We start from the raw sequence: 21,047 nt of genomic DNA, 5'->3' as shown, positions 1-21,047 counted from the left end.
ACCGTTTACGCCGCGCTGAACAACTTGTGCGGATCAATCACAAACTTCTTCGGTACACCTGCATCAAACTCGCCGTAACCTTCCGGTGCCTGATCCAGGCTGATCACCTGCACGCCCACCACTTCGGCAATGTTGATACGGTCCCACATGATCGCCTGCATCAGCTGGCGGTTGTACTTCATCACAGGCGTCTGGCCGGTGTGGAAGCTGTGGGATTTAGCCCAGCCCAGACCAAAGCGAATGCTCAGGCTGCCCATTTTTGCTGCGGCATCCACTGCACCTGGATCTTCGGTCACGTAAAGGCCCGGGATGCCGATTTTGCCGGCAACACGAACCACGCCCATCAACGAGTTGAGCACCGTGGCCGGAGCCTCGTGTTTCGCACCATCGTGGCCATGACCGCGCGCTTCGAAGCCGACGGCGTCTACGGCGCAGTCTACTTCAGGCTCGCCCAGCAATGCGGCGATCTGTTCGTGCAGCGGGGTGTCCAGGGACAGGTCGGCAATTTCGAAGCCCTGGGCCTTGGCGTGTGCCAGGCGCACGGTGTTGACGTCGCCGATGATGACCACAGCGGCGCCCAGTAGACGAGCGGAAGCTGCAGCGGCCAGGCCGACTGGACCCGCGCCTGCAATGTACACGGTGCTGCCCGGGCCAACGCCGGCAGTGACTGCGCCGTGGTAACCGGTCGGCAGGATGTCGGAGAGGCAGGTCAGGTCACGGATTTTTTCCATCGCGCGATCGCGGTCAGGCAGTTTCAACAGGTTGAAGTCGGCGTAAGGCACCAAGGCGTATTCAGCCTGGCCGCCGGTCCAGTCGCCCATGTCGACATAACCGTAAGCACCGCCCGGACGTGCCGGGTTAACGCTGAGGCAGACACCGGTGTGCATTTCCTTGCAGGAACGGCAGCGCCCGCAAGCCACGTTGAACGGCACGGACACCAGGTCACCGATTTGCAGGTTCTCGACGTCGCTGCCCTTCTCAATCACTTCACCGGTGATTTCGTGCCCCAGCACCAGGCCGGTTTGAGCGGTGGTCCGACCGCGCACCATGTGCTGGTCGGAACCACAGATGTTAGTGGACACCACGCGCAGGATCACAGCGTGGTTGATCTTCCTGCCGCGCGGGTCCTGCATTTTCGGATAGTCAATTTTCTGTACTTCGACCTTGCCAGCGCCGAGATACACCACACCACGATTGCCAGACATGCTTTCACCTCGCTGTTGTTTTTATGTCGCACTCACGTCGCCTTGTAGCGGCGGCGCGTTGATTGCTCGGGTTATTGCCTGTGGGTCTTGTGTCTTGTGTTGTGTTTGAGGGCCTCATCGCGGGCAAGCCCGCTCCCACAATGTTAGGGTTGTGCACATTTTCTGAGCGACCTCAGCCCTGTGGGAGCTGGCTTGGCAGCGATAGCGATTTAAAGAACGACGGTGCGATTGGCGTTCAGGAACACCCGCCGCTCAATGTGATAACCCACCGCTCGCGCCAAGGTCAGCCCTTCGATATCCCGCCCCTTGGCGATCAGGTCTTCCGGGTAGTGACTGTGATCCACGGCCTCCACGCCCTGGGCAATGATCGGCCCTTCGTCCAGGTCGTTGTTGATGTAGTGCGCCGTGGCGCCCACCAGTTTCACACCCTTGTTGTAGGCCTGGTGATACGGCTTGGCGCCCTTGAAACCGGGCAACAGGGAGTGATGGATATTGATCGCCTTGCCATCGAGCTTGCGGCACAGCTCCGGTGACAGGACCTGCATGTAGCGCGCAAGAATCACCAACTCCGCACCGCACTCTTCGATCACTTGCCACACCTGACGCTCTTGCGATGGCTTGTCGTTCGGGTCGAGCGGGAAGTGGTAGTAAGGAATCTGGTGCCAGTCGGCCAGCGGCTTGAGGTCCGGGTGATTGGAGACCACTGCGGCCACGTCCATGGACAGTTGGCCAATGCGTTGGCGATAGAGCAGATCGTTGAGGCAGTGATCGGCCTTGGACACCATGATCACCACTTTTGGCCGATAGTTCGGCGCAGTCAGTTCGAAGATCATGCCGAACGCTTCACCGCGCTCCTGCAAGCCGGCGCGGAATGACTGTTCATCGAACCCGTCAGGCTGACGGAATTCCACCCGGATGAAAAACCGTCCCGAGAGCCGATCATCGAAGGAGTGGTGCTCGGTGACGTAGCAGCCCTGCTCGAAAAGAAACCGCGTCACCGCGTCCACGGTGCCGAGGACGCTAGGGCAGTCGGCGGTCAGAATCCATGTGTCTGGGGCGCGGCTCATAGTGCAGTGACTCCTGAGGTATCGGTAAACGACGCTACCTCTGTAGGAGCGAGCTTGCTCGCGATGGGCGCCAACGATAACGCGTACTGCCTGGGTTAACGCGTCGTCCTCAAGTCCATCGCGAGCAAGCTCGCTCCTACAGGTGAGCGGTTGTGATCAAGCCTGGACGCTAAGGCCGTACTCGGCTGCGGCATCCTGCAACCACAACCACCAGTAATCAGAGAAGCTGCGACGGATCAGCAGCTCCCAGGTGTCTTCGGCGGTATGGCGGATCACCAGTTGCGACTTGGCGAACACCGTGCCCACGGCCTTGCCCACCGGGAAGCTGTTGGGGTGCACGTCGTAGCTGGTCGATTTCATCAGGACCTGGCGCACATTCGGGCCGCTCAGTTCGAGGATCTGCTGGCCGCCGCTGACGTTGACGATCTGGATGTGCAAATCACCCAGCGCTTCACGCAGCTTTTGCTCGGCGGCAAATTCTTCACCGGTCGGCACGATCAGCAGCCACTCATCCGGCCCCATCCACTGCAGGCTGGTCTCGCCCTTGACGATAACGCTCAGAGCGCCCGGCAATTCAATGCCGAGGGCCTTGTGCACCCCTTCGGAAAACGCGGCATCGTGGCCATCGCCACGGATGGTCAGGTGGCCGAGGAGTTTCTTCTCACGCACGATCACGCCGGCATTCTTGCGACCCTTGCCTACCAGGCTGGCGAGGTCGGCATGATGCAACGACGACTCGGCCTTGGCGCCGGTGGTTGGGCGTTGTTGGTACACATTGGCTGCGGTCATAAAGCACCTGTTCCTGAATTCTGTTGGTTCCTGTGGTGGCTGCACTGCCGTCATCGCCAGCAGGCTAGCTCCCACATTCAACCGCGTTCCCCTGTGGGAGCTAGCCTGCTAGCGATTGGTAGCCCGCCCACAGATCTCGAGGTCATCAAATGTTCTGGCGCTCGCCCTTCGGATCAAAGAACACCGAAGAAACGATTTCCGCCTCGATCACGCTGCCATCCGCCAGCGGGGCGAACACTCGCTCGCCCATGCGGTTCAGGCCGCCCTTGACCACGCCCATGGCAAACGAATAGCCCAGGGAGTTGTGCGCGTAGCTGGAGGTCACGTGGCCGACCATGCTCATCGGGATCGCCTGCTTGGTGTTGAACACCAGCTGCGCACCCTCAGGGAGCCATTTGGTCGGATCGATCGGCTTCAGGCCAACCAGCTGTTTGCGTTGATCGCGCACACAATCCTCGCGGTTCATGCCGCGCCAGCCGATCCACGAGAACGGTTTGGTGCGACCGACACACCAGCCCATGTTCAGGTCATCCGGGGTCATCGAACCGTCGGTGTCCTGGCCGACGATAATGAAGCCCTTCTCGGCCCGCAGAACGTGCATGGTTTCAGTGCCATACGGGGTCAGGTTGTACTGCTTGCCCGCCTCGACGATTTTCTCCAGCACGCCCATCGCGTAGTCGGCTTGCACGTTGACTTCATACGACAGCTCGCCGGTAAACGAAATCCGGAACACCCGCGCCGGGACGCCACCGACCAGGCCTTCTTTCCAGGTCATGAACGGGAAGGCTTCGTTGCTCAAGTCGATGTCCGTGACCTGGCTGAGCAGCTTGCGGCTGTTCGGGCCGGACAGGGTCATGGTTGCCCAATGGTCAGTCACTGAAGTGAAGTACACCTTCAGGTCTGGCCATTCGGTCTGCTGGTAAATTTCCAGCCACTGCAGTACCCGAGCGGCGCCGCCGGTGGTGGTGGTCATCACAAAATGGTTGTCGGCCAGGCAAGCGGTCACGCCATCGTCGAAAACCATGCCGTCTTCTTTGCACATCAGGCCGTAACGCGCCTTGCCCACATCGAGCTTGGTCCAGGCGTTGGTGTAGATGCGGTTGAGGAATTCGCGGGCGTCCGGGCCCTGGATGTCGATCTTGCCCAGGGTCGAAGCATCCAGCAGACCGACGCTGTCGCGCACGGCCTTGCATTCGCGCTTGACCGCGGCATGCAGGTCTTCACCGTTTTTCGGGAAATACCATGGGCGTTTCCATTGGCCGACGTCTTCAAACTCGGCGCCGTTTTTCACGTGCCAGTGATGCAATGCAGTAAAACGCACAGGCTCGAAGATGTGCCCACAGTGACGACCGGCTACGGCACCGAAAGTCACCGGCGTGTAGTTGGGACGGAACATCGTGGTGCCCATCTGCGGGATGGTGACGTTCAGCGAGCGGGCGGCGATGGCCAGGCCGTTGACGTTACCCAGCTTGCCCTGATCGGTGCCGAAGCCCAGTGCGGTGTAGCGTTTGACGTGCTCAACCGACTCGAAACCTTCGCGGGTCGCCAGTTCGATGCCACCGGCGGTGACGTCGTTCTGGAAGTCGACAAATTGCTTGGGTGCACGGGCCGAATTCTTCTCGTGGGGCACCTGGAACAGCGCCAGGGTTGGCTCTTCGAGGCGGCTCAGGGCTTTAGGCAAAGTACCTTCGACCACCCCGAAACCGGCTTCGCTGGCGGCACGGGCGCCACCTTCAAAACCATCGGCCAGGGAATCACCCAGACCGTAGACGCCATTGATACCGCCCACGCAGACGCGCTTTTGCGGTGCCTCGCCCGGTACAAAACCGAGGATGTCTTCACGCCAGGTCGGCTTGCCTCCCAGGTGCGACGCCAGGTGCACCACCGGGCTGTAGCCGCCGGAGCTGACCACCAGGTCGCAGTCCAGCCATTCGCCGGGGCTGGTGACCTTGTGCCCTTTGACGTCAATGGCAGCAATGCGCGCGCCAGTCACGCGCTTGGTGCCGCGAGACTCGATCACGGCACTGCCGGTCAGGATGCGAATGCCTTTGGCGCGCGCCTCTTCCACCAGCGCGCCGCGCGGATTGCTGCGCGCGTCAGCGATAGCCACGACTTGCAGGCTGGCATCGAGCCAATCCAGCGCCACGCGATAGGCGTGGTCGTTGTTGGTGCTCAGGACCAGCTTTTTGCCGGGTGCGACGCCATACCGGCGAACGTAAGTCGAGACGGCACCGGCAAGCATGTTGCCCGGCACGTCGTTGTTGCCGTAGACCAGCGGACGCTCGTGAGCACCGGTCGCCAGCACCACGCGCTTGGCGCGGACGCGGTGAATGCGTTGACGCACCTGGCCGATCGGAGCGCGGTCGCCGAGGTGATCGGTGAGACGCTCGTGAATGGTCAGGAAGTTATGGTCGTGGTAACCGTTGACCGTGGCACGCGGCAACAGCAGCACGTCAGGGGTGTTCTTCAGTTCGTCGATGACGCTGGCGATCCATTCCACGGCAGGCTTGCCGTCGAGGCTTTCGCGGGAATCGAGCAGGCTGCCGCCGAACTCTTCCTGTTCATCGGCCAGGATCACCCGGGCACCGCTGCGCGCAGCCGCCAGTGCCGCGGCCAGGCCAGCAGGGCCACCGCCAACGATCAGCACGTCACAGTGCTGGTTCATGTAGTCGTAGGTGTCCGGATCGTTCTCGGTCGGCGATCGACCAAGACCTGCGGCCTTACGAATGTACTTCTCGTAGGTCATCCAGAACGATTGCGGGTACATGAAGGTTTTGTAGTAAAAGCCCGGCGGCATCAGCTTGCCGCCGACCTTGCCGAGAATGCCCATCATGTCGTTGTTCACGCTTGGCCAGCCGTTGGTGCTGGTGGCGACCAGGCCTTGATACAGGGCCTGTTGCGTGGCGCGTACGTTGGGTATCTGCGTGGCTTCGGTCGCGCCGATCTGCAGCACTGCGTTCGGCTCTTCAGCGCCTGCGGCGAAGATGCCGCGTGGGCGGGAATACTTGAAGCTGCGACCGATGATATCCACGCCGTTGGCGATCAGCGCGGCGGCCAGGGAGTCACCTTCATAGCCCTTGTAGCTCTGGCCGTTGAACGTGAAGCTCAGCACTTTGTTGCGGTCGATGCGTCCGCCGTTGGACAGGCGATTGATCTGGCTCATACCTTCTCTCCCAGAGCCGTGGCGGCCGCTTTCGGGCTGTCGGTCTTGTCGGTGAATTGTGGCTTGGTGCCGATCTTGTAGGTTTCGAGAATTTCGTAGGTCACGGTGTCGCGGGTGGCGTTGAAGTACTGACGGCAACCGGCGGCATGAATCCACAGCTCGTGGTGCAGGCCGCGAGGGTTATCGCGGAAGAACATATAGTCGCCCCACTCCTCGTCGGTGCAGGAGGTCGGGTCCAGTGGACGCGGGATGTGCGCCTGGCCGGATGCGTGAAATTCCTCTTCGGAGCGCAGCTCGCCGCAGTGAGGACAGAAGATATGCAACATGGGGATTTCTCCTGTTAGTGGGCAACCGCAGCAGCGCCGTGTTCATCGATCAACGCACCGTTGTGGAAACGGTCGATGGAGAAAGGTGCAGCCAATGGGTGCATTTCACCCTTGGCCAGGCTCGCGGCAAATACGTTGCCCGAGCCAGGTGTTGCCTTGAAGCCACCGGTGCCCCAACCGCAGTTGAAGAACATGTTCGGCACCGGGGTTTTTGAAATGATCGGGCAGGCGTCCGGCGTGGTGTCGACGATGCCACCCCACTGCCGGTTCATGCGCACGCGGGACAACACCGGGAACATCTCGACGATGGCCTGGATGGTGTGCTCGATCACCGGGTACGAACCGCGCTGGCCGTAGCCGTTGTAGCCGTCGATACCGGCGCCGATCACCAGGTCGCCCTTGTCGGACTGGCTGATGTAACCGTGTACGGCGTTGGACATGATCACGCTGTCGATAATCGGCTTGATCGGCTCGGACACCAGCGCTTGCAGCGGGTGGGATTCGATCGGCAGCCGGAAACCCGCCAGCTTTGCCATGTGCCCGGAGTTACCGGCTGTCACCACGCCGACGCGCTTGGCGCCGATGAAGCCCTTGTTGGTTTCCACGCCGATGCACACGCCGTTTTCCTTGCGGAAGCCGATCACTTCGGTCTGCTGGATCAGGTCCACACCCAGTGCATCGGCGGCACGGGCAAAGCCCCAGGCCACGGCATCGTGACGGGCCACGCCGCCGCGACGCTGGACAGTGGCGCCCATCACCGGGTAGCGAGTGTTTTTCGAGCAGTCGAGGTATGGAATCTCGTCGGCCACTTGCTTGGCATCGAGCAGTTCACCGTCCACGCCGTTGAGGCGGTTGGCGCTGACCCGACGCTCGGAATCACGGATGTCCTGCAGGGTGTGGCACAGGTTGTAGACGCCGCGCTGGGAGAACATCACGTTGTAGTTCAGGTCCTGTGACAGGCCTTCCCACAGTTTCATCGCGTGTTCGTACAGGTGCGCCGACTCGTCCCACAGGTAGTTGGAACGAACGATGGTGGTGTTGCGCGCGGTGTTACCGCCGCCCAGCCAGCCTTTCTCGACCACGGCCACATTGGTGATGCCGTGTTCCTTGGCGAGGTAGTAGGCGGTCGCGAGACCATGCCCGCCACCACCGACGATGACCACGTCATAGACCTTTTTAGGGGTCGGCGTGCGCCACATTTTCTGCCAGTTTTCGTGATGGCTGAGGGAGTGTTTGAAGAGGCCGAAGCCCGAATACCGTTGCATAGTCATTTACTCCAAAACCGCGCTCAGCGATAAACCGGGAAGTCCGCGCACAGGGCCGTCACTTGCTGGGCAACATTTGCTTCTACGTCGGCGTCGCCGAGGTTGTCGAGGATGTCGCAGATCCAGCCGGCCAGCGTGACGCACTGCGTCACCTTGAAGCCGCGAGTCGTCACCGCCGGAGTGCCGATGCGCAGGCCAGAGGTCACGAACGGCGACTGTGGATCGTTCGGGACAGCGTTCTTGTTCACGGTGATGTGAGCGCGACCGAGTGCTGCATCCGCTTCTTTGCCGGTAAGGCCCTGACGAATCAGGCTGACCAGGAACAGGTGGTTATCGGTGCCGCCGGACACTACATCGTAGCCGCGATTGATAAATACGCCGGCCATGGCCTGGGCGTTGTCGATCACTTGCTGCTGGTACGCCTTGAAACCTGGCTCCAGCGCTTCCTTGAAGCACACGGCCTTGCCGGCTATCACGTGCATCAGCGGGCCGCCCTGGCCGCCGGGGAACACGGCAGCGTTGAATTTCTTTTCCAGCTCTTCGTTGGCCTTGGCCAGGATCAAGCCACCCCGTGGACCGCGCAGGGTCTTGTGGGTGGTGGTGGTGACGACGTCGGCGTATGGCAGAGGGTTCGGGTACAGCCCGGCAGCGACCAGGCCGGCGACGTGCGCCATGTCGACGAAGAAGTAGGCACCGACTTTGTCAGCGATCTGGCGGAAGCGCGGGAAGTCCAGAGTCTTGGAGTAGGCGGAGAACCCGGCGATGATCATTTTCGGCTTGTGCTCGACCGCCAGGCGCTCGACTTCGTCATAGTCGATCAGGCCGGTGGTGGTGTCGATGCCGTACTGCACGGCGTTGTAGAGCTTGCCGGAGAAGCTGACCTTGGCGCCGTGAGTGAGGTGACCGCCGTGGGCCAGGCTCATGCCCAGCACGGTATCGCCTGCGTTCAACAAGGCCAGATAGACAGCGGCGTTAGCCTGGCTGCCGGAATGCGGCTGGACGTTGGCGTAATCGGCACCGAACAGTTGCTTGGCGCGCTCGATGGCCAGCGCTTCAACCTTGTCGACGTGCTCGCAGCCACCGTAGTAGCGCTTGCCCGGGTAACCTTCGGCGTATTTGTTGGTCAGGCCGCTGCCTTGCGCTTCCATCACGCGTTTGCTGGTGTAGTTTTCGGACGCGATCAGCTCGATATGATCTTCCTGACGTTGCTCCTCGGCATTCATCGCCGCCAGCAGTGCATCGTCGTAACCCTGGATCTGGTCTTGCTTGCTGAACATCGCGTCTCTCCCAGCGGCATCTATGCGCCATTCGTCTCGGTGAGGCACTGGTGTTGCGACAGTGCCCTTTGATGCGATGGTATGACCGGCGCAGACAGGCCAAATGCCTACGGACGCCACGCAAAGGTGCGTTTACGACATGGGCGGAAATGGCATGCCGAACACGATCCTCAAATCAACGAAAAACCCTGCGGGAGCTGGCTTGCCAGCGATGGCGGTGGGTCAGCCACCATCAATGCCGGATGTGACGCCGCTATCGCTGGCAAGCCAGCTCCCACAGGGTTAAGCGATGATTTCGCGGACGAGTAACAGCAGAAGGAAATGCAGCGGATACAACGCATACGCCCAGCGTCGCATCGGCGCAGGCTTGAGATGTTTGGCATGTCGCAACAAGACCATCCCCAGCCATGGCGCGATCAGACAAGTGACAATGCCCCAGATGGCGGCGACATTGCCAAACTGCGCCGCCGGATACAGCACCTGCCATTGATTCGCCGCCAGGCCCACCACCCCAGGCAACAGGCTGTAATACCAGGGCCGCCTGATCACCAGGAGCATCGCCAGCGGCAACAGCACGCCGAAGAACCCGAACATCAGTCGTTCCGGGAACAATGCAGCCAGTACCAATGCACCCAGCGCGAGTAGACGCGATTCCAGCGTTTGCTGCTGCCAGCCGCGCGCCACCAACAACCCTAGTACCAGCGTGGGCAGCACGTTCAGCGTGTCGGGAGCCGGCATGAAGAGCCGATACGGGATCTCGCTGATGGCGCTGAACACCACCAACCACGACAGATACCGCCACGGAGTGCCGGCGCGGGATGCGCCCATCCGCGCCAGGTTCGCAGCCATTGCCAGGCAGAACCATGGGAACGCCAATCGCCCCGGCGCAAACAGGATATCAATGGAATAGCCGACATATCGCAGGTGATCGAGCACCATGCTCAACAGCGCCAGCCACTTGAGCAGATCGAGTGCACCATCGCGCTGAGTCATGTGCATAATTGTCCGCCAACGCTGTATTTTTTCGAAAGCAACATCCCGTGTGCTCCCCGGACGATCTTCGGTAAAGTGCGCACCATCATTGACCACGAATGCTCTTCACCATAAGAGCTTCGATCACGGAAGCCGGCCATGACCGACAAGAGCCAACAATTCGCCAGCGACAACTATTCCGGTATCTGCCCTGAAGCCTGGGCTGCCATGGAGCAGGCCAACCACGGCCACCAGCGCGCTTATGGCGACGATGAATGGACCGCACGCGCGTCCGATCAATTCCGCAAACTGTTCGAAACCGACTGCGAAGTGTTCTTCGCCTTCAACGGCACCGCTGCCAACTCCCTGGCCCTGTCGTCGCTGTGCCAGAGTTACCACAGCGTGATCTGCTCGGAAACCGCCCACGTCGAGACCGACGAATGCGGCGCGCCCGAATTCTTCTCCAACGGCTCCAAGCTGCTGGTTGCGCGCACCGAAAATGGCAAGCTGACCCCGGCATCCATTCGTGAAGTCGCTCTCAAGCGCCAGGATATTCACTACCCAAAACCCCGCGTAGTGACCCTGACCCAGGCCACCGAAGTCGGCAGCATCTACACCCCTGAAGAAATCCGTGCCATCAGCGCCACCTGCAAGGAGCTCGGCCTGAACCTGCACATGGACGGCGCGCGATTCTCCAACGCCTGCGCCTTTCTAGGCTGCTCTCCAGCGGACCTGACCTGGAAGGCCGGTGTCGACGTGCTGTGCTTTGGCGGTACGAAAAACGGCATGGCGGTGGGTGAAGCGATCCTGTTTTTCAACCACAAACTGGCCGAAGACTTCGACTACCGCTGCAAGCAGGCCGGGCAGTTGGCCTCGAAAATGCGCTTCCTCTCGGCCCCCTGGGTCGGGATCCTGGAAAACGACGCCTGGCTCAAATACGCCCGCCACGCCAACCATTGCGCGCAATTGCTGGCCGAGCTGGTCAGCGATATTCCAGGAGTGGAACTGATGTTCCCGGTGCAGGCCAACGGCGTGTTCCTGCAACTGTCGGAACCGGCCATCGCCGCACTGACCGCCAAGGGCTGGCGCTTCTACACCTTCATCGGCAACGGCGGCGCGCGCTTCATGTGCTCGTGGGACACCGAGGAGGAACGGGTACGAGAATTGGCGGCGGACATTCGCGAGGTCATGTCCCGCTAAGCTTTCCCTCTGCAGGTCTGCGCAGCTACCTGCTTGTGGACCTGCGCACCTGTAGGAGCCGTAGGAGCCGTAGGAGCTGTCGAGTGCAACGAGGCTGCGATCTTTTGATTTTGATTTTAAAGTCAAGATCAAAAGATCGCAGCCTCGTTGCACTCGGCAGCTCCTACAGATTTCGTCATCCATGGTCCGCAGGGTCAATCAGCAGTCATCACCACGCCGATTAAAACTCAATGCGCACGTCCCCTTTCGGCACGCTGCAGCACGACAGGATGAACCCTTCCGCTTCGTCCTCTTCGGTAATTCCGCCGTTGTGGTCCATTTCCACCTCGCCCCCCAATTTCAACACCTTGCACGTACCGCAAATACCCATCCCGCAGGCCTTCGGAATCAGCAAACCGAGCTTGGCCGCCGCCGCATGCACGGTTTCACCGGGTGCCACACGAATGCTCTTGCCGGACGAGATAAATTCGACCTGATGCAGATCCGCCAAATCAACTTCCGGCGCGTCGGCAGCAATTTCCGCCTGCTCCACCGCATCCGCCCGGGCTTCCGGTGGCGTCGCACCGAAGGATTCTTCGTGATAACGCGACATGTCGAAGCCGACCGCTTCAAGCATGCGCTTGACCGCATTCATGTACGGCGTCGGGCCGCAGCAGAACACTTCGCGCTCCATGAAGTCGGGTGCCATCAGCTCCAGCATCTTGTGGTTCAGGTAACCGCGATACCCCGCCCAAGGCTCACCCAGACCATGCTTCTCGCATATCAGGTGCAGGCTGAAGTTGTCGATCCGCGACGCCATGTGTTCGAGCTCACGGTGGTAGATGATGTCCTTGGGTGAACGGGCGCTGTGAATGAACACCATGTCGACGTTGCCGTTGGTGTCGTAGAACCAGCGCGCCATGGACATCACTGGCGTGATGCCGACCCCACCGCTGAGGTACAAGACCTTTGGCGCGGTAAAGTCCATGGCGTTGAACAGCCCGACCGGCCCGTGCACCGCCAGCTCCTGGCCTTCGTGCAGAGTGTCGTGCAACCAGTTCGAGACCTTGCCCCCCGGCACGCGCTTGATGGTCACGGAGAAGCTGTACGGCACAGAGGGCGAGCTGGAAATGGTGTAAGAACGCATGATCGGCACGCCTTCGATTTCCAGCTCCAGGGTAACGAACTGCCCCGGCTTGAAAAAGAACAGGATCGGCTGGTCTGCCATAAAGCAGAAAGTGCGCACGTCCCAGGTTTCCTGGATGACTTTGACGCAACGGACGATGTGTCGACCATTGGCCCAGGTCTGGGTGGTTACCGGATTCAGGAAGCTGTTGGACATGCTGTTCTCCACCGCCGATGGTCGGCCTTATGTTGGCGATTCTGCGTATAGCGCGAACCACCCATTTACCTATCTGCGACATTCACATACTTATCGCGACCAGCCCTTGGTTACCGGGGGTTGCGCGTCGGGAACAGATTGGGCCATGTCGCCCATGGATAAGGTTCTGGGCAGCGCCGGCCCCACACTCGCTCCACACAAAGACAGATTCTTTACACCTTGCGTAGCAAACCCGCTAAACCGGCCACATAGCCACTTTCGCCGGCCACACAGAATGGCCTTGAGGATCAAATTGATGGACGTCACCGCAAAAATCAGCCTGGGCGATCCGCTGGAACCCGCACGCAAGGCCACCGCACAGATGCTGCAAGAGCGCGAGCGCACTTTCTCGCTGCCGCAGCCGTTTTACTCTGACGAGCGGCTGTTTGATATCGACATGCAGGAAATTTTCCAGAAGGAGTGGTTGATCGCCGGCATGACCTGCGAGATCCCGACCAAGGGCAACTACCTGACCCTGCAGATCGGCAAGAACCCGATCATCGTGATCCGCGGTGCCGAAGGTGTGGTGCATGCGTTCCACAACGTCTGCCGTCACCGGGGTTCGCGTTTGTGCACCAGCGAAAAAGGCAAGGTCGCCAAGCTGGTCTGTCACTACCACCAGTGGACCTACGAGCTGGACGGCCGCCTGCTGTTCGCGGGCACCGAAATGGGTGCCGACTTCGACATGAAGCAGTACGGCCTCAAGCCGGTGAACGTGAAGACTGCGGGCGGCTACATCTTTATCAGCCTGGCGGAAAATCCGCCGGCCATCGATGACTTCCTGTCGACGCTGAACCACTACATGGAACCCTACGACATGGAGAACACCAAGGTGGCGATTACCACCACCCTGGTTGAAAAAGCCAACTGGAAGCTGGTACTGGAAAACAATCGCGAGTGCTACCACTGCAACGCCTCGCACCCGGAACTGCTCAAAACCCTGCTGGAATGGGACGACGTCACCGACCCGCGAGCCGACCAGGGGTTCAAGGACCACGTGGCCGCCTCGGCCGCTGCCTGGGAAGCCGAGAAGATCCCTTACGCGCATGCCAGCTTCGGCCTGCGTAACCGCATCGTGCGCATGCCGCTGCTCAAGGGCACCGTCTCGATGACCCTGGACGGCAAACAGGGCTGCGCAAAACTCATGGGGCGCATCAAGAACCCCGATCTGGGCTCGATGCGCATCCTGCACCTGCCGCACTCATGGAACCACTGCATGGGCGATCACATCATTGTGTTCACCGTGTGGCCGATCAGTGCCCAGGAAACCGTGGTCACCACCAAGTGGATCGTGCACAAGGACGCCGTTGAAGGCGTGGACTACGACGTTGATCGCATGCGCCAGGTCTGGGATGCCACCAACGACCAGGACCGTCGCCTGGCGGAAGAGAACCAGCGCGGGATCAATTCCACGGCTTACCAGCCTGGGCCGTATTCCAAGACCTATGAGTTCGGTGTGGTGAACTTTGTGGACTGGTACAGCGAACGCCTGCTGAACAATCTGGGGGCTGAGCCTGCGCCGTATCTCAAAGGCGTTCCCGTTCAAGGTTGATCAAAGTCAAAAGATCGCAGCCTGCACCAGCTCCTACAGTGACGCGTGCACCGATAATTTATCGGACACAACAAACTGTAGGAGCTGCCGCAGGCTGCGATCTTTTAACGACAACACCCGATTCAAGTTATAACTGTACGAAATATGATCAATTGCGTTCAGAGCTATACAGTGCGCAGCTCGTGGCCTTCCGCCAACAAGTTATCCACATCTCCACCCACAGCAATTGGGGACAACTGTGGATAGGCGGAAATCATTTCCGTATAAACTAAATAAAATCCGTGACTTATCCGAAACATGCGTTTATCGAAGCAACTGATCATTTTTTGATCTAATGCTTCAAAGCCACGCCCTGCCTGGCTCGCAGCGGATCGCAAACACCTTATCCACAGAAGCGCCAACAGACTTCGGGGACAACTATTGGAGATCTGTGGAAAACCAGGGGAAACCACGCTAAATCAGGGATTTCGAAGGATATTCATGTAGATAATGAGAGATTGGCTATTTTTTAATCAAACTCTTGAGAAGCCCGATTTATGGGGCCTGTAGCTGACAGCAAACAACTTATCCACAAAACCGCCAACAGCGATTGTGGGCAAGTAGAAAGCCCCGGAATAACTGGATAGTTTGACGTATTGAAGCCACAGCATCCTCCGGCCCAGAGCTCACGGCTCGCGTGCAGTGGCTGCCAAGCCTTAGCGAACGACGCCTTCTTCGATCAACAACTTGAGGATCGCGTCGGCGCCGGCTTGCGCAGTCAATCCCTTCAAAACCTGCCCGCCCCCGCCACTGGCCTTGGCCGTCGCGGCCTTCATGCGATCAGCGCCACTTTTGGCCTTGATCACCTTCAAGCGTTTCGGCCGTGGCTTGGCCGGTTGCAGGGTCGCTACCGCGAGTAACTCATCGTCGAATACCTCGACTTCGTCCGCCTGCAACAAGCCGCGTCGCGCCGGGCCGTAGGCGCTCTGGCGAGGCTTGGGTGCAGCGTTATCCACAGTGGCCAGAAACGGCAGCCGTACTTTAAGGCGACGACGCTGGCCTCGCGGTAATGCCTGCAGCACCATTGCGCAATTACCGTCGATGGATTCAACCTGCGCCAGCCCCACGACCAGCGGCCAGCCGAGACTCTCCGCCAGCAGGAACGGCAGCATGCCCGACCCTTCGCCGGTTTCCGCCTGGCTGCCGGTGAGTACCACCTGGGCGCCGGCTTCACGCAAGTAGGCGGTCAATGCGGGCAATGCATCGGCGCCCTGCGGTTGTTCCAGTACATGCAGTTGCTCAAGGCCCATACCCAGATAGGCACGTAAGGCAGGCTCGGCGACGTCGCCTGCGTGCAGGACTTGCAAGTTATCCCCAGCCAGTTGCAAGCCCAGTTCTACCGCGCGCGCATCCTGCTCAGCGCGACGTGGCCGGCCGGAGGTCGGGTGGGCGCCGATGGACACCAGGCTGATGATTTTCGTGCTCATGACCTTTTCCTTCCCTTAAGCCGCATCGCGCTTGGCGTCGTTCCGGTAAGCCGCTACCGCATCGATCAAGGCTTGTAGAATCTCGGCACTCTCGCCGATCACCGACAGGTCGGCCCTTTTGATCATGTCGCAACCGGGGTCGAGATTGATCGCCACCACCTTGTCACAGGCACCGATGCCTTGCAGGTGCTGGATCGCCCCGGAAATCCCCACCGCGACATAGACCCGTGCGGTGACCCAGGTGCCGGACGCACCGACCTGACGGTCGCGCGCCATGAAGCCGTCGTCCACCGCTACCCGCGATGCGCCTTCGGTAGCGCCCAACGCTTGGGCGGTACTGTGGAAAAGTCCCCAGTCCTTGACGCCGTTACCGCCAGAGAAGATGAATTCCGCTTCGGCCATGGGAATAGCTGCCGGGTCGACTGCCACTGCGCCCAGATCTTCTATACGCGAAAGGTTGCGCGCCACGGCTGTGGATAACTCCACCGGCAAGGCTTCATGACGGCTTTCACTGACCGGTTCGGCGCATTCGACAGCCGCCAGGATCAGGCGCGCAACCGGCCGGGCAAGATCCTGCAGGCCAGCACCGGCGCGGCCGATGCACTCCTGATCCTTGACCTGCCACACCCGTGTTGCCGGGCGTTCACCCAAGGTTGCGGCAAACCGACGGCCTAGTTCGCCGCCGCCGGTACGGCTGTCAGGCAGCAACCAGTGACGCGGATTGAACTGGTTATCCACAGCCCGCAGGCCCTGCACTCGTTGTTCCGGTGCATAACCGCTGAATTCCTCGCCGTCCAGCACCAACAGGCGATCCACGCCAGCGGTGGCAAATGTGCTTTCCTTGTGTTCACCGAACACCACCGCCAACACCGCGCCGTCCGAGCCAGCCAATTGATGAGCCAGCCCCAGCAAGTCACGGTCGTGACTGCTCAGGCGGCCACCGACCATGTCCGGGACCACGCAAATATAGAACGCCGGCGCAGGCACCTGATGCAGCGGCAATTGTACTTCTACAGCGGCGGTACGCTTGGTCGCCCCACCTTGCTGGGCCCCGCTGCGGTCGATGCGCTTCAGCCCGTTGGGCCCGATAAAGCCGACGCCGTGGGGGTTCTTGCGGATGACCCCGTTAGGCCCCATCCAGCTGTGTTGCGCCGGTTGCATGGCCGCGTGCAGCGGGTGCAAGCGGTTGCGGGCGATCCATTCGGCGCGCGGATCGCGGCGGATAATGTCGCTCATCAGTGGGCCTCCGCAGGTTCTTCATGTTGCACCGGTGCATTGGGCTTGTTCGGCGCCGCCTCTTCGAGCAGCGCGTCGGCCACCAGTTCAGCGATGTCCTTGATCAGCGGTCGCGGTTCGACCACGCCCTCAAGCATCGCGGTGCACTGTGGACAACCGACTGCCACCAGCTCGGCGCCGGTTTCGCGGATGTCTTCCATGCGCATGTCGGGGATTCGTTGCTTGCCCGGGATGTCGGTGATCGGCGCACCGCCACCACCGCCGCAGCAACGGGAACGGAAACCTGAACGCTGCATCTCTTTGACTTCGATGCCAAGGGCACGCAGCACTTCACGGGGTGCCTCGTACTCGCCGTTGTAACGACCGAGGTAGCACGGGTCGTGATAGGTGACGCTGCTGCCTTTGTGCTGGCCGAGGCTGAGGGCGCCGGCACCAATGATTTCTGCCATGTAGGTGCTGTGGTGCTGCACAAGGTAGTTGCCGTCGAAGGCGCCGTACTCGTTCTTCAACACGTGGAAGCTGTGGGGGTCACAGGTGACGATGCGGTTGAAGCTGTACCTGGCCAGGGTCTGGATATTGCGTTTGGCCAACAGCTGGAAAGTCGCTTCGTCGCCCAGTCGCCGTGCCACGTCACCGCTGTCGCGTTCTTCAAGGCCCAAAACGGCGAAGTCGACCTTGGCCGCTTTCAGCACTTTGACAAACGCACGCAGAGTGCGCTGGTTGCGCATGTCGAAAGCACCGTCGCCGACCCAGAACAGCACGTCGACGGATTTTTTCTCGCTCATCAGATTGAGGTTCAAGTCCGCTGCCCAGTTCATCCGCCCTCCCGGGGCGAAGCCGCCGGGATTGTCGGTGGCGATCAGGTTTTCCAGGACTTCGGCGCCCTTGTTCGGGGTCGCGCCTTTTTCCAGGGTGAGGTGGCGGCGCATGTCAACGATGGCATCGACGTGCTCGATCATCATCGGGCACTCTTCAACGCAGGCGCGGCAAGTGGTACAGGACCATAGGGTTTCGGCGTCCACCAGACCGTTGACGATCGGCTGATGCGGATTGCCGGCGTGCTCACCGATGGGCTTGCCTGGGTATGGGCTGCCGGCAAAATTGGCATCGGTGCCACCGGCCAGGCCAACGACCATGTCCTGAATCAGTTTTTTCGGGTTCAACGGCTGGCCGGCGGCAAATGCCGGGCACGCGGCCTCGCACTTGCCACACTGTACGCAAGCGTCGAAGCCAAGCAACTGGTTCCAGGTGAAATCCTTGGGCTTTTCCACACCCAGCGGCGCAGTAGGATCGTTCAGATCCAGCGGTTTCAACCCGGTGGAGCGACCGCCGCCAAAGCGCTCGGCGCGACGGTGCCAGGCCAGGTGCAGAGCACCGGCAAAAGCGTGCTTCATGGGGCCGCCCCAGGTCATGCCGAAGAACAACTCGCAGACGCCCCACAACACGCCGACAAACAGGATTGCCGCCAGTATCCAACCGCCAAAGTTTTCCGGCAGGATGCCTGCTACTGGCAGGGTCACCAGGAAGAACGAAGCGGAGAACGCCAGGAGACTTTTCGGCAGGCGCATCCACGGGCCTTTGGACAAACGGGCCGGAGGATTGCGTCGGCGCAGGTAAACGAAAATTGCCCCCACGAACATCACGGCAGTCATCAGCAGCAGTGCATACCCGAGGAAGCGGTTATGCAGGCCGAAACCGTGAACCAGGATCGCCAGCACGGCGGAAGCCACCGCACCACCGGCGGTGGCGACGTGGGTATTGGCGATGTATTTGTCCCGCGCCACCACGTGGTGCAAGTCGACCATGTAGCGCTTTGGCATGGCAAGCAGGCCGCCGATCAGGTCAACTTTCGAAGCCCGGCCCCGACGCCACATGGCCACCCGCCGCAACGCGCCAAGGACAGCCAGGCCCAGGGCGGCAAACAACAGGATTGGAAGAAGGGTGTTCAACATGGTGAAGCTCCCACCAGTACATCTTGGAGAAACGCGTTCGGCGTAGGAGCTGCCGCAGGCTGCGATCTTTTGATCTTGATCTTGAAAACAGGATCAAAAGATCGCAGCCTCCGGCAGCTCCTACACAGGTGACGTCAAAAACTTAGAAATCCTTGCACAGCCGCAACGCGTCATAGATCGCCGCGTGCACGTTGCGCTGGGCTACGCAGTCGCCGATGCGAAACAGCAAGTAGCCGTCGCCGCTCTGTTCCAGGCAAGGCTGCGGCTTGATCGCGAACAGGGCTTCCACGTCGATCTGGCCCTTGTTGCGCGAGCCTTCTTTCATCGCGTAATAGATTTCTTCGTCCGGGCGCACGCCGTTTTCCACGACTACCTGATCCACCACCCGCTCCTCCTTGGCGCCGGTGTATTCGTTCTCCAGCACCGCCACCAGCTTGTCGCCTTCGCGGTAGACCTTCTCCAGCATCATGTCCCCGGTCATGATCACTTCTTTGGGGTACATGCTGCGGTAGTAGGTCGGGAACGATGTGCCGCCAATTGCCACGCCTGGCTTGATGTCGTCGGTAACGATCTCGACCTGGCTGCCTTTGTCCGCGAGGAAGTCGGCGGTCGACATGCCGGTAAACTCGCAAATAGTGTCGTACACCAGCACGTTCTTGCCCGGCGCAACCTTGCCATCGAGGATGTCCCAGCTACTGACCACGAGGCCTTCAGCCGCGCCCCAGTGCTCATTCTGCTCCAGGAAGGGATGACCGCCGACGGCGAGCACGACGACGTCCGGGCGCAGGTCCATAATGGTCGGCGCATCGGCCGCCACACCCAGGCGCAGGTCGACTTTCAAACGCGCCAGTTCCAGCTGATACCAGCGGGTGATACCGGCGATCTGGTCGCGCTGCGGCGCTTTCGACGCCGTGGTGATTTGCCCACCGATGAATTCCTTCTTCTCGAACAGGGTCACGTCGTGGCCACGTTCGGCGGCCACGCGCGCTGCCTCCATACCGGCAGGCCCGGCACCCACTACTACGACCTTGCGTTTGACCCCGGTAGTCTTTTCGATGATGTGCGGCACGCCCATGTATTCACGGGAAGTCGCTGCGTTCTGGATGCACAGCACATCCAGGCCCTGGTATTGCCGGTCGATGCAGTAGTTGGCACCGACGCACTGTTTGATCTGGTCGATCTGGCCCATCTTGATCTTGGCGATCAGGTGCGGGTCGGCGATGTGCGCGCGGGTCATGCCGACCATGTCGACGTAACCGCCTTCGAGAATGCGCGTCGCCTGGTTCGGATCCTTGATGTTCTGCGCGTGCAGAACCGGGGCCTTGACCACTTCCTTGATACCGGCTGCCAGGTGCAGAAACGGCTCCGGCGGATAACTCATGTTCGGGATCACGTTGGCCAGGGTGTTGTGGGTGTCGCAACCCGAGCCCACCACGCCAATGAAGTCCAGCATGCCGGTGTCGTCGTAGTACTTGGCGATCTGCTTCATGTCCTCTTGGGACAAACCATCCGGATGGAATTCATCGCCGCACAAGCGGATGCCGACGCAGAAATCGGGACCGACTTCGGCGCGCACGGCTTTTAATACTTCCAGGCCGAAACGCATGCGGTTCTCGAAGCTGCCACCCCACTCATCGGTCCGCTTGTTGACGCGCGGGCTCCAGAACTGGTCGATCATGTGCTGGTGCACGGCGGACAATTCGACGCCGTCCAGGCCACCGGCCTTGGCACGGCGTGCCGCTTGCGCGTAGTTGCCGATAACCCGCCAGATTTCTTCCGGCTCGATGGTTTTGCAAGTAGCACGGTGCACCGGCTCGCGCACCCCGGACGGCGACATCAGGGTCGGCCAGTTGAAGCCGTCCCAGCGCGAACGCCGGCCCATGTGGGTAATCTGGATCATGATCTTGGCGCCGTGCTTGTGCATGGCGTCAGCAAGATTCTGGAAATGCGGAATGATCCGGTCGGTGGACAGGTTCACCGAGCTCCACCACTCCTGCGGGCTGTCGATGGCCACCACCGAAGAACCACCGCAAATGGCCAGGCCGATCCCGCCCTTGGCTTTCTCTTCGTAATACTTGACGTACCGGTCGGTGGTCATGCCGCCGTCGGTCGCGTAGACCTCCGCGTGTGCGGTGCTGAGCACGCGGTTGCGGATGGTCAGTTTGCCGATCTGGATCGGCTGGAACATTGCTTCGAAAGCCATGGCGGGTTCCTCGA

15 protein-coding genes are annotated in these 21,047 nt (G+C 60.6%); 2 read left to right on the top strand and 13 right to left on the bottom strand.

All coding sequences use genetic code 11. The features are described from left to right. Positions 1-5 precede the first annotated feature (5 nt). The 8 genes from fdhA to AAEZ09_RS07605 form a co-directional block, all read right to left on the bottom strand. Positions 6-1,205, bottom strand: a complete 1,200-nt coding sequence (fdhA, locus tag AAEZ09_RS07640) for a formaldehyde dehydrogenase, glutathione-independent (RefSeq protein ID WP_045059914.1) — start codon at positions 1,203-1,205, stop codon at positions 6-8. 209 nt (positions 1,206-1,414) lie between these two features. Continuing rightward, entirely contained in the window at positions 1,415-2,272 is an 858-nt protein-coding gene (purU, locus tag AAEZ09_RS07635) for a formyltetrahydrofolate deformylase (RefSeq protein WP_122841212.1), read from the bottom strand. Between the two features lie 156 nt (positions 2,273-2,428). Beyond that, complete coding sequence (locus AAEZ09_RS07630; RefSeq protein ID WP_045059912.1) at positions 2,429-3,061, bottom strand: sarcosine oxidase subunit gamma; 633 nt, start codon at positions 3,059-3,061, stop codon at positions 2,429-2,431. Between the two features lie 145 nt (positions 3,062-3,206). Beyond that, complete coding sequence (locus tag AAEZ09_RS07625) at positions 3,207-6,224, bottom strand: sarcosine oxidase subunit alpha (protein WP_045059911.1); 3,018 nt, start codon at positions 6,222-6,224, stop codon at positions 3,207-3,209. Next, positions 6,221-6,550 carry a sarcosine oxidase subunit delta gene (locus AAEZ09_RS07620; protein WP_045059910.1) on the bottom strand — a complete coding sequence of 110 codons (330 nt, stop codon included), beginning with the start codon at positions 6,548-6,550 and terminating at the stop codon, positions 6,221-6,223. Before AAEZ09_RS07620 ends, AAEZ09_RS07625 begins: the two co-directional genes overlap by 4 nt. 14 nt (positions 6,551-6,564) lie before the next feature. After that, positions 6,565-7,815, bottom strand: a complete 1,251-nt coding sequence (locus AAEZ09_RS07615; RefSeq protein ID WP_007947735.1) for a sarcosine oxidase subunit beta — start codon at positions 7,813-7,815, stop codon at positions 6,565-6,567. A gap of 23 nt (positions 7,816-7,838) precedes the next feature. Next, complete coding sequence (gene glyA / locus AAEZ09_RS07610) at positions 7,839-9,092, bottom strand: serine hydroxymethyltransferase (protein WP_045059909.1); 1,254 nt, start codon at positions 9,090-9,092, stop codon at positions 7,839-7,841. Between the two features lie 282 nt (positions 9,093-9,374). Further along, entirely contained in the window at positions 9,375-10,091 is a 717-nt protein-coding gene (locus tag AAEZ09_RS07605) for a TraX family protein (protein WP_045059908.1), read from the bottom strand. Between the two features lie 132 nt (positions 10,092-10,223). On the opposite strand from AAEZ09_RS07605, the gene AAEZ09_RS07600 reads away from it, so the two are divergent. Continuing rightward, the gene (locus AAEZ09_RS07600) at positions 10,224-11,264 is read left to right on the top strand and encodes a threonine aldolase family protein (RefSeq protein WP_045059907.1); all 1,041 of its coding nucleotides are present in this window, start codon (positions 10,224-10,226) and stop codon (positions 11,262-11,264) included. 220 nt (positions 11,265-11,484) lie between these two features. On the opposite strand, the gene gbcB is transcribed toward AAEZ09_RS07600, so the two are convergent. Then, entirely contained in the window at positions 11,485-12,585 is a 1,101-nt protein-coding gene (gbcB, locus tag AAEZ09_RS07595; protein WP_045059906.1) for a glycine betaine monooxygenase reductase subunit, read from the bottom strand. A gap of 295 nt (positions 12,586-12,880) precedes the next feature. Between gbcB and gbca the strand changes: the two genes are divergently transcribed. Further along, complete coding sequence (gbca, locus tag AAEZ09_RS07590) at positions 12,881-14,176, top strand: glycine betaine monooxygenase oxygenase subunit (protein WP_045059905.1); 1,296 nt, start codon at positions 12,881-12,883, stop codon at positions 14,174-14,176. A 695-nt stretch (positions 14,177-14,871) separates the two neighbouring features. Here gbca and etfB read toward each other — a convergent pair. From etfB to dgcA, 4 genes are all read right to left on the bottom strand, one after another. Then, complete coding sequence (gene etfB, locus AAEZ09_RS07585; protein ID WP_205892079.1) at positions 14,872-15,642, bottom strand: electron transfer flavoprotein subunit beta; 771 nt, start codon at positions 15,640-15,642, stop codon at positions 14,872-14,874. Positions 15,643-15,657: 15 nt separating this feature from the next. Then, a complete protein-coding gene (gene etfA, locus AAEZ09_RS07580) occupies positions 15,658-16,878 on the bottom strand; it encodes an electron transfer flavoprotein subunit alpha (RefSeq protein ID WP_350598876.1) in 1,221 nt (406 codons plus the stop codon). After that, positions 16,878-18,830 (bottom strand): dimethylglycine demethylation protein DgcB, encoded by a 1,953-nt coding sequence (gene dgcB / locus AAEZ09_RS07575; protein WP_350598874.1) that lies wholly within the window; start codon positions 18,828-18,830, stop codon positions 16,878-16,880. Before dgcB ends, etfA begins: the two co-directional genes overlap by 1 nt. Before the next feature lie 142 nt (positions 18,831-18,972). Next, positions 18,973-21,033, bottom strand: coding sequence for a dimethylglycine demethylation protein DgcA (gene dgcA, locus AAEZ09_RS07570; protein WP_350598872.1), 2,061 nt, complete (start codon positions 21,031-21,033; stop codon positions 18,973-18,975). Positions 21,034-21,047: the final 14 nt, after the last annotated feature.

The sequence above is a fragment of the Pseudomonas sp. 65/3-MNA-CIBAN-0223 genome (genome assembly GCF_040310425.1).
GTDB classification, from domain to species: domain Bacteria; phylum Pseudomonadota; class Gammaproteobacteria; order Pseudomonadales; family Pseudomonadaceae; genus Aquipseudomonas; species Aquipseudomonas gregormendelii.
Note: the sequence above shows the minus strand (reverse complement) of the source record. Positions and strands in the feature narration are given on the sequence as shown.

What these genes read in the sequence shown, in the direction of transcription:
- fdhA (WP_045059914.1), bottom strand. Translation starts at nt 1,205, where the DNA reads ATGTCTGGCAATCGTGGTGTGGTGTATCTCGGCGCTGGCAAGGTCGAA.
- purU (WP_122841212.1), bottom strand. Translation starts at nt 2,272, where the DNA reads ATGAGCCGCGCCCCAGACACATGGATTCTGACCGCCGACTGCCCTAGC.
- AAEZ09_RS07630 (WP_045059912.1), bottom strand. Translation starts at nt 3,061, where the DNA reads ATGACCGCAGCCAATGTGTACCAACAACGCCCAACCACCGGCGCCAAG.
- AAEZ09_RS07625 (WP_045059911.1), bottom strand. Translation starts at nt 6,224, where the DNA reads ATGAGCCAGATCAATCGCCTGTCCAACGGCGGACGCATCGACCGCAAC.
- AAEZ09_RS07620 (WP_045059910.1), bottom strand. Translation starts at nt 6,550, where the DNA reads ATGTTGCATATCTTCTGTCCTCACTGCGGCGAGCTGCGCTCCGAAGAG.
- AAEZ09_RS07615 (WP_007947735.1), bottom strand. Translation starts at nt 7,815, where the DNA reads ATGCAACGGTATTCGGGCTTCGGCCTCTTCAAACACTCCCTCAGCCAT.
- glyA (WP_045059909.1), bottom strand. Translation starts at nt 9,092, where the DNA reads ATGTTCAGCAAGCAAGACCAGATCCAGGGTTACGACGATGCACTGCTG.
- AAEZ09_RS07605 (WP_045059908.1), bottom strand. Translation starts at nt 10,091, where the DNA reads ATGCACATGACTCAGCGCGATGGTGCACTCGATCTGCTCAAGTGGCTG.
- AAEZ09_RS07600 (WP_045059907.1), top strand. Translation starts at nt 10,224, where the DNA reads ATGACCGACAAGAGCCAACAATTCGCCAGCGACAACTATTCCGGTATC.
- gbcB (WP_045059906.1), bottom strand. Translation starts at nt 12,585, where the DNA reads ATGTCCAACAGCTTCCTGAATCCGGTAACCACCCAGACCTGGGCCAAT.
- gbca (WP_045059905.1), top strand. Translation starts at nt 12,881, where the DNA reads ATGGACGTCACCGCAAAAATCAGCCTGGGCGATCCGCTGGAACCCGCA.
- etfB (WP_205892079.1), bottom strand. Translation starts at nt 15,642, where the DNA reads ATGAGCACGAAAATCATCAGCCTGGTGTCCATCGGCGCCCACCCGACC.
- etfA (WP_350598876.1), bottom strand. Translation starts at nt 16,878, where the DNA reads ATGAGCGACATTATCCGCCGCGATCCGCGCGCCGAATGGATCGCCCGC.
- dgcB (WP_350598874.1), bottom strand. Translation starts at nt 18,830, where the DNA reads ATGTTGAACACCCTTCTTCCAATCCTGTTGTTTGCCGCCCTGGGCCTG.
- dgcA (WP_350598872.1), bottom strand. Translation starts at nt 21,033, where the DNA reads ATGGCTTTCGAAGCAATGTTCCAGCCGATCCAGATCGGCAAACTGACC.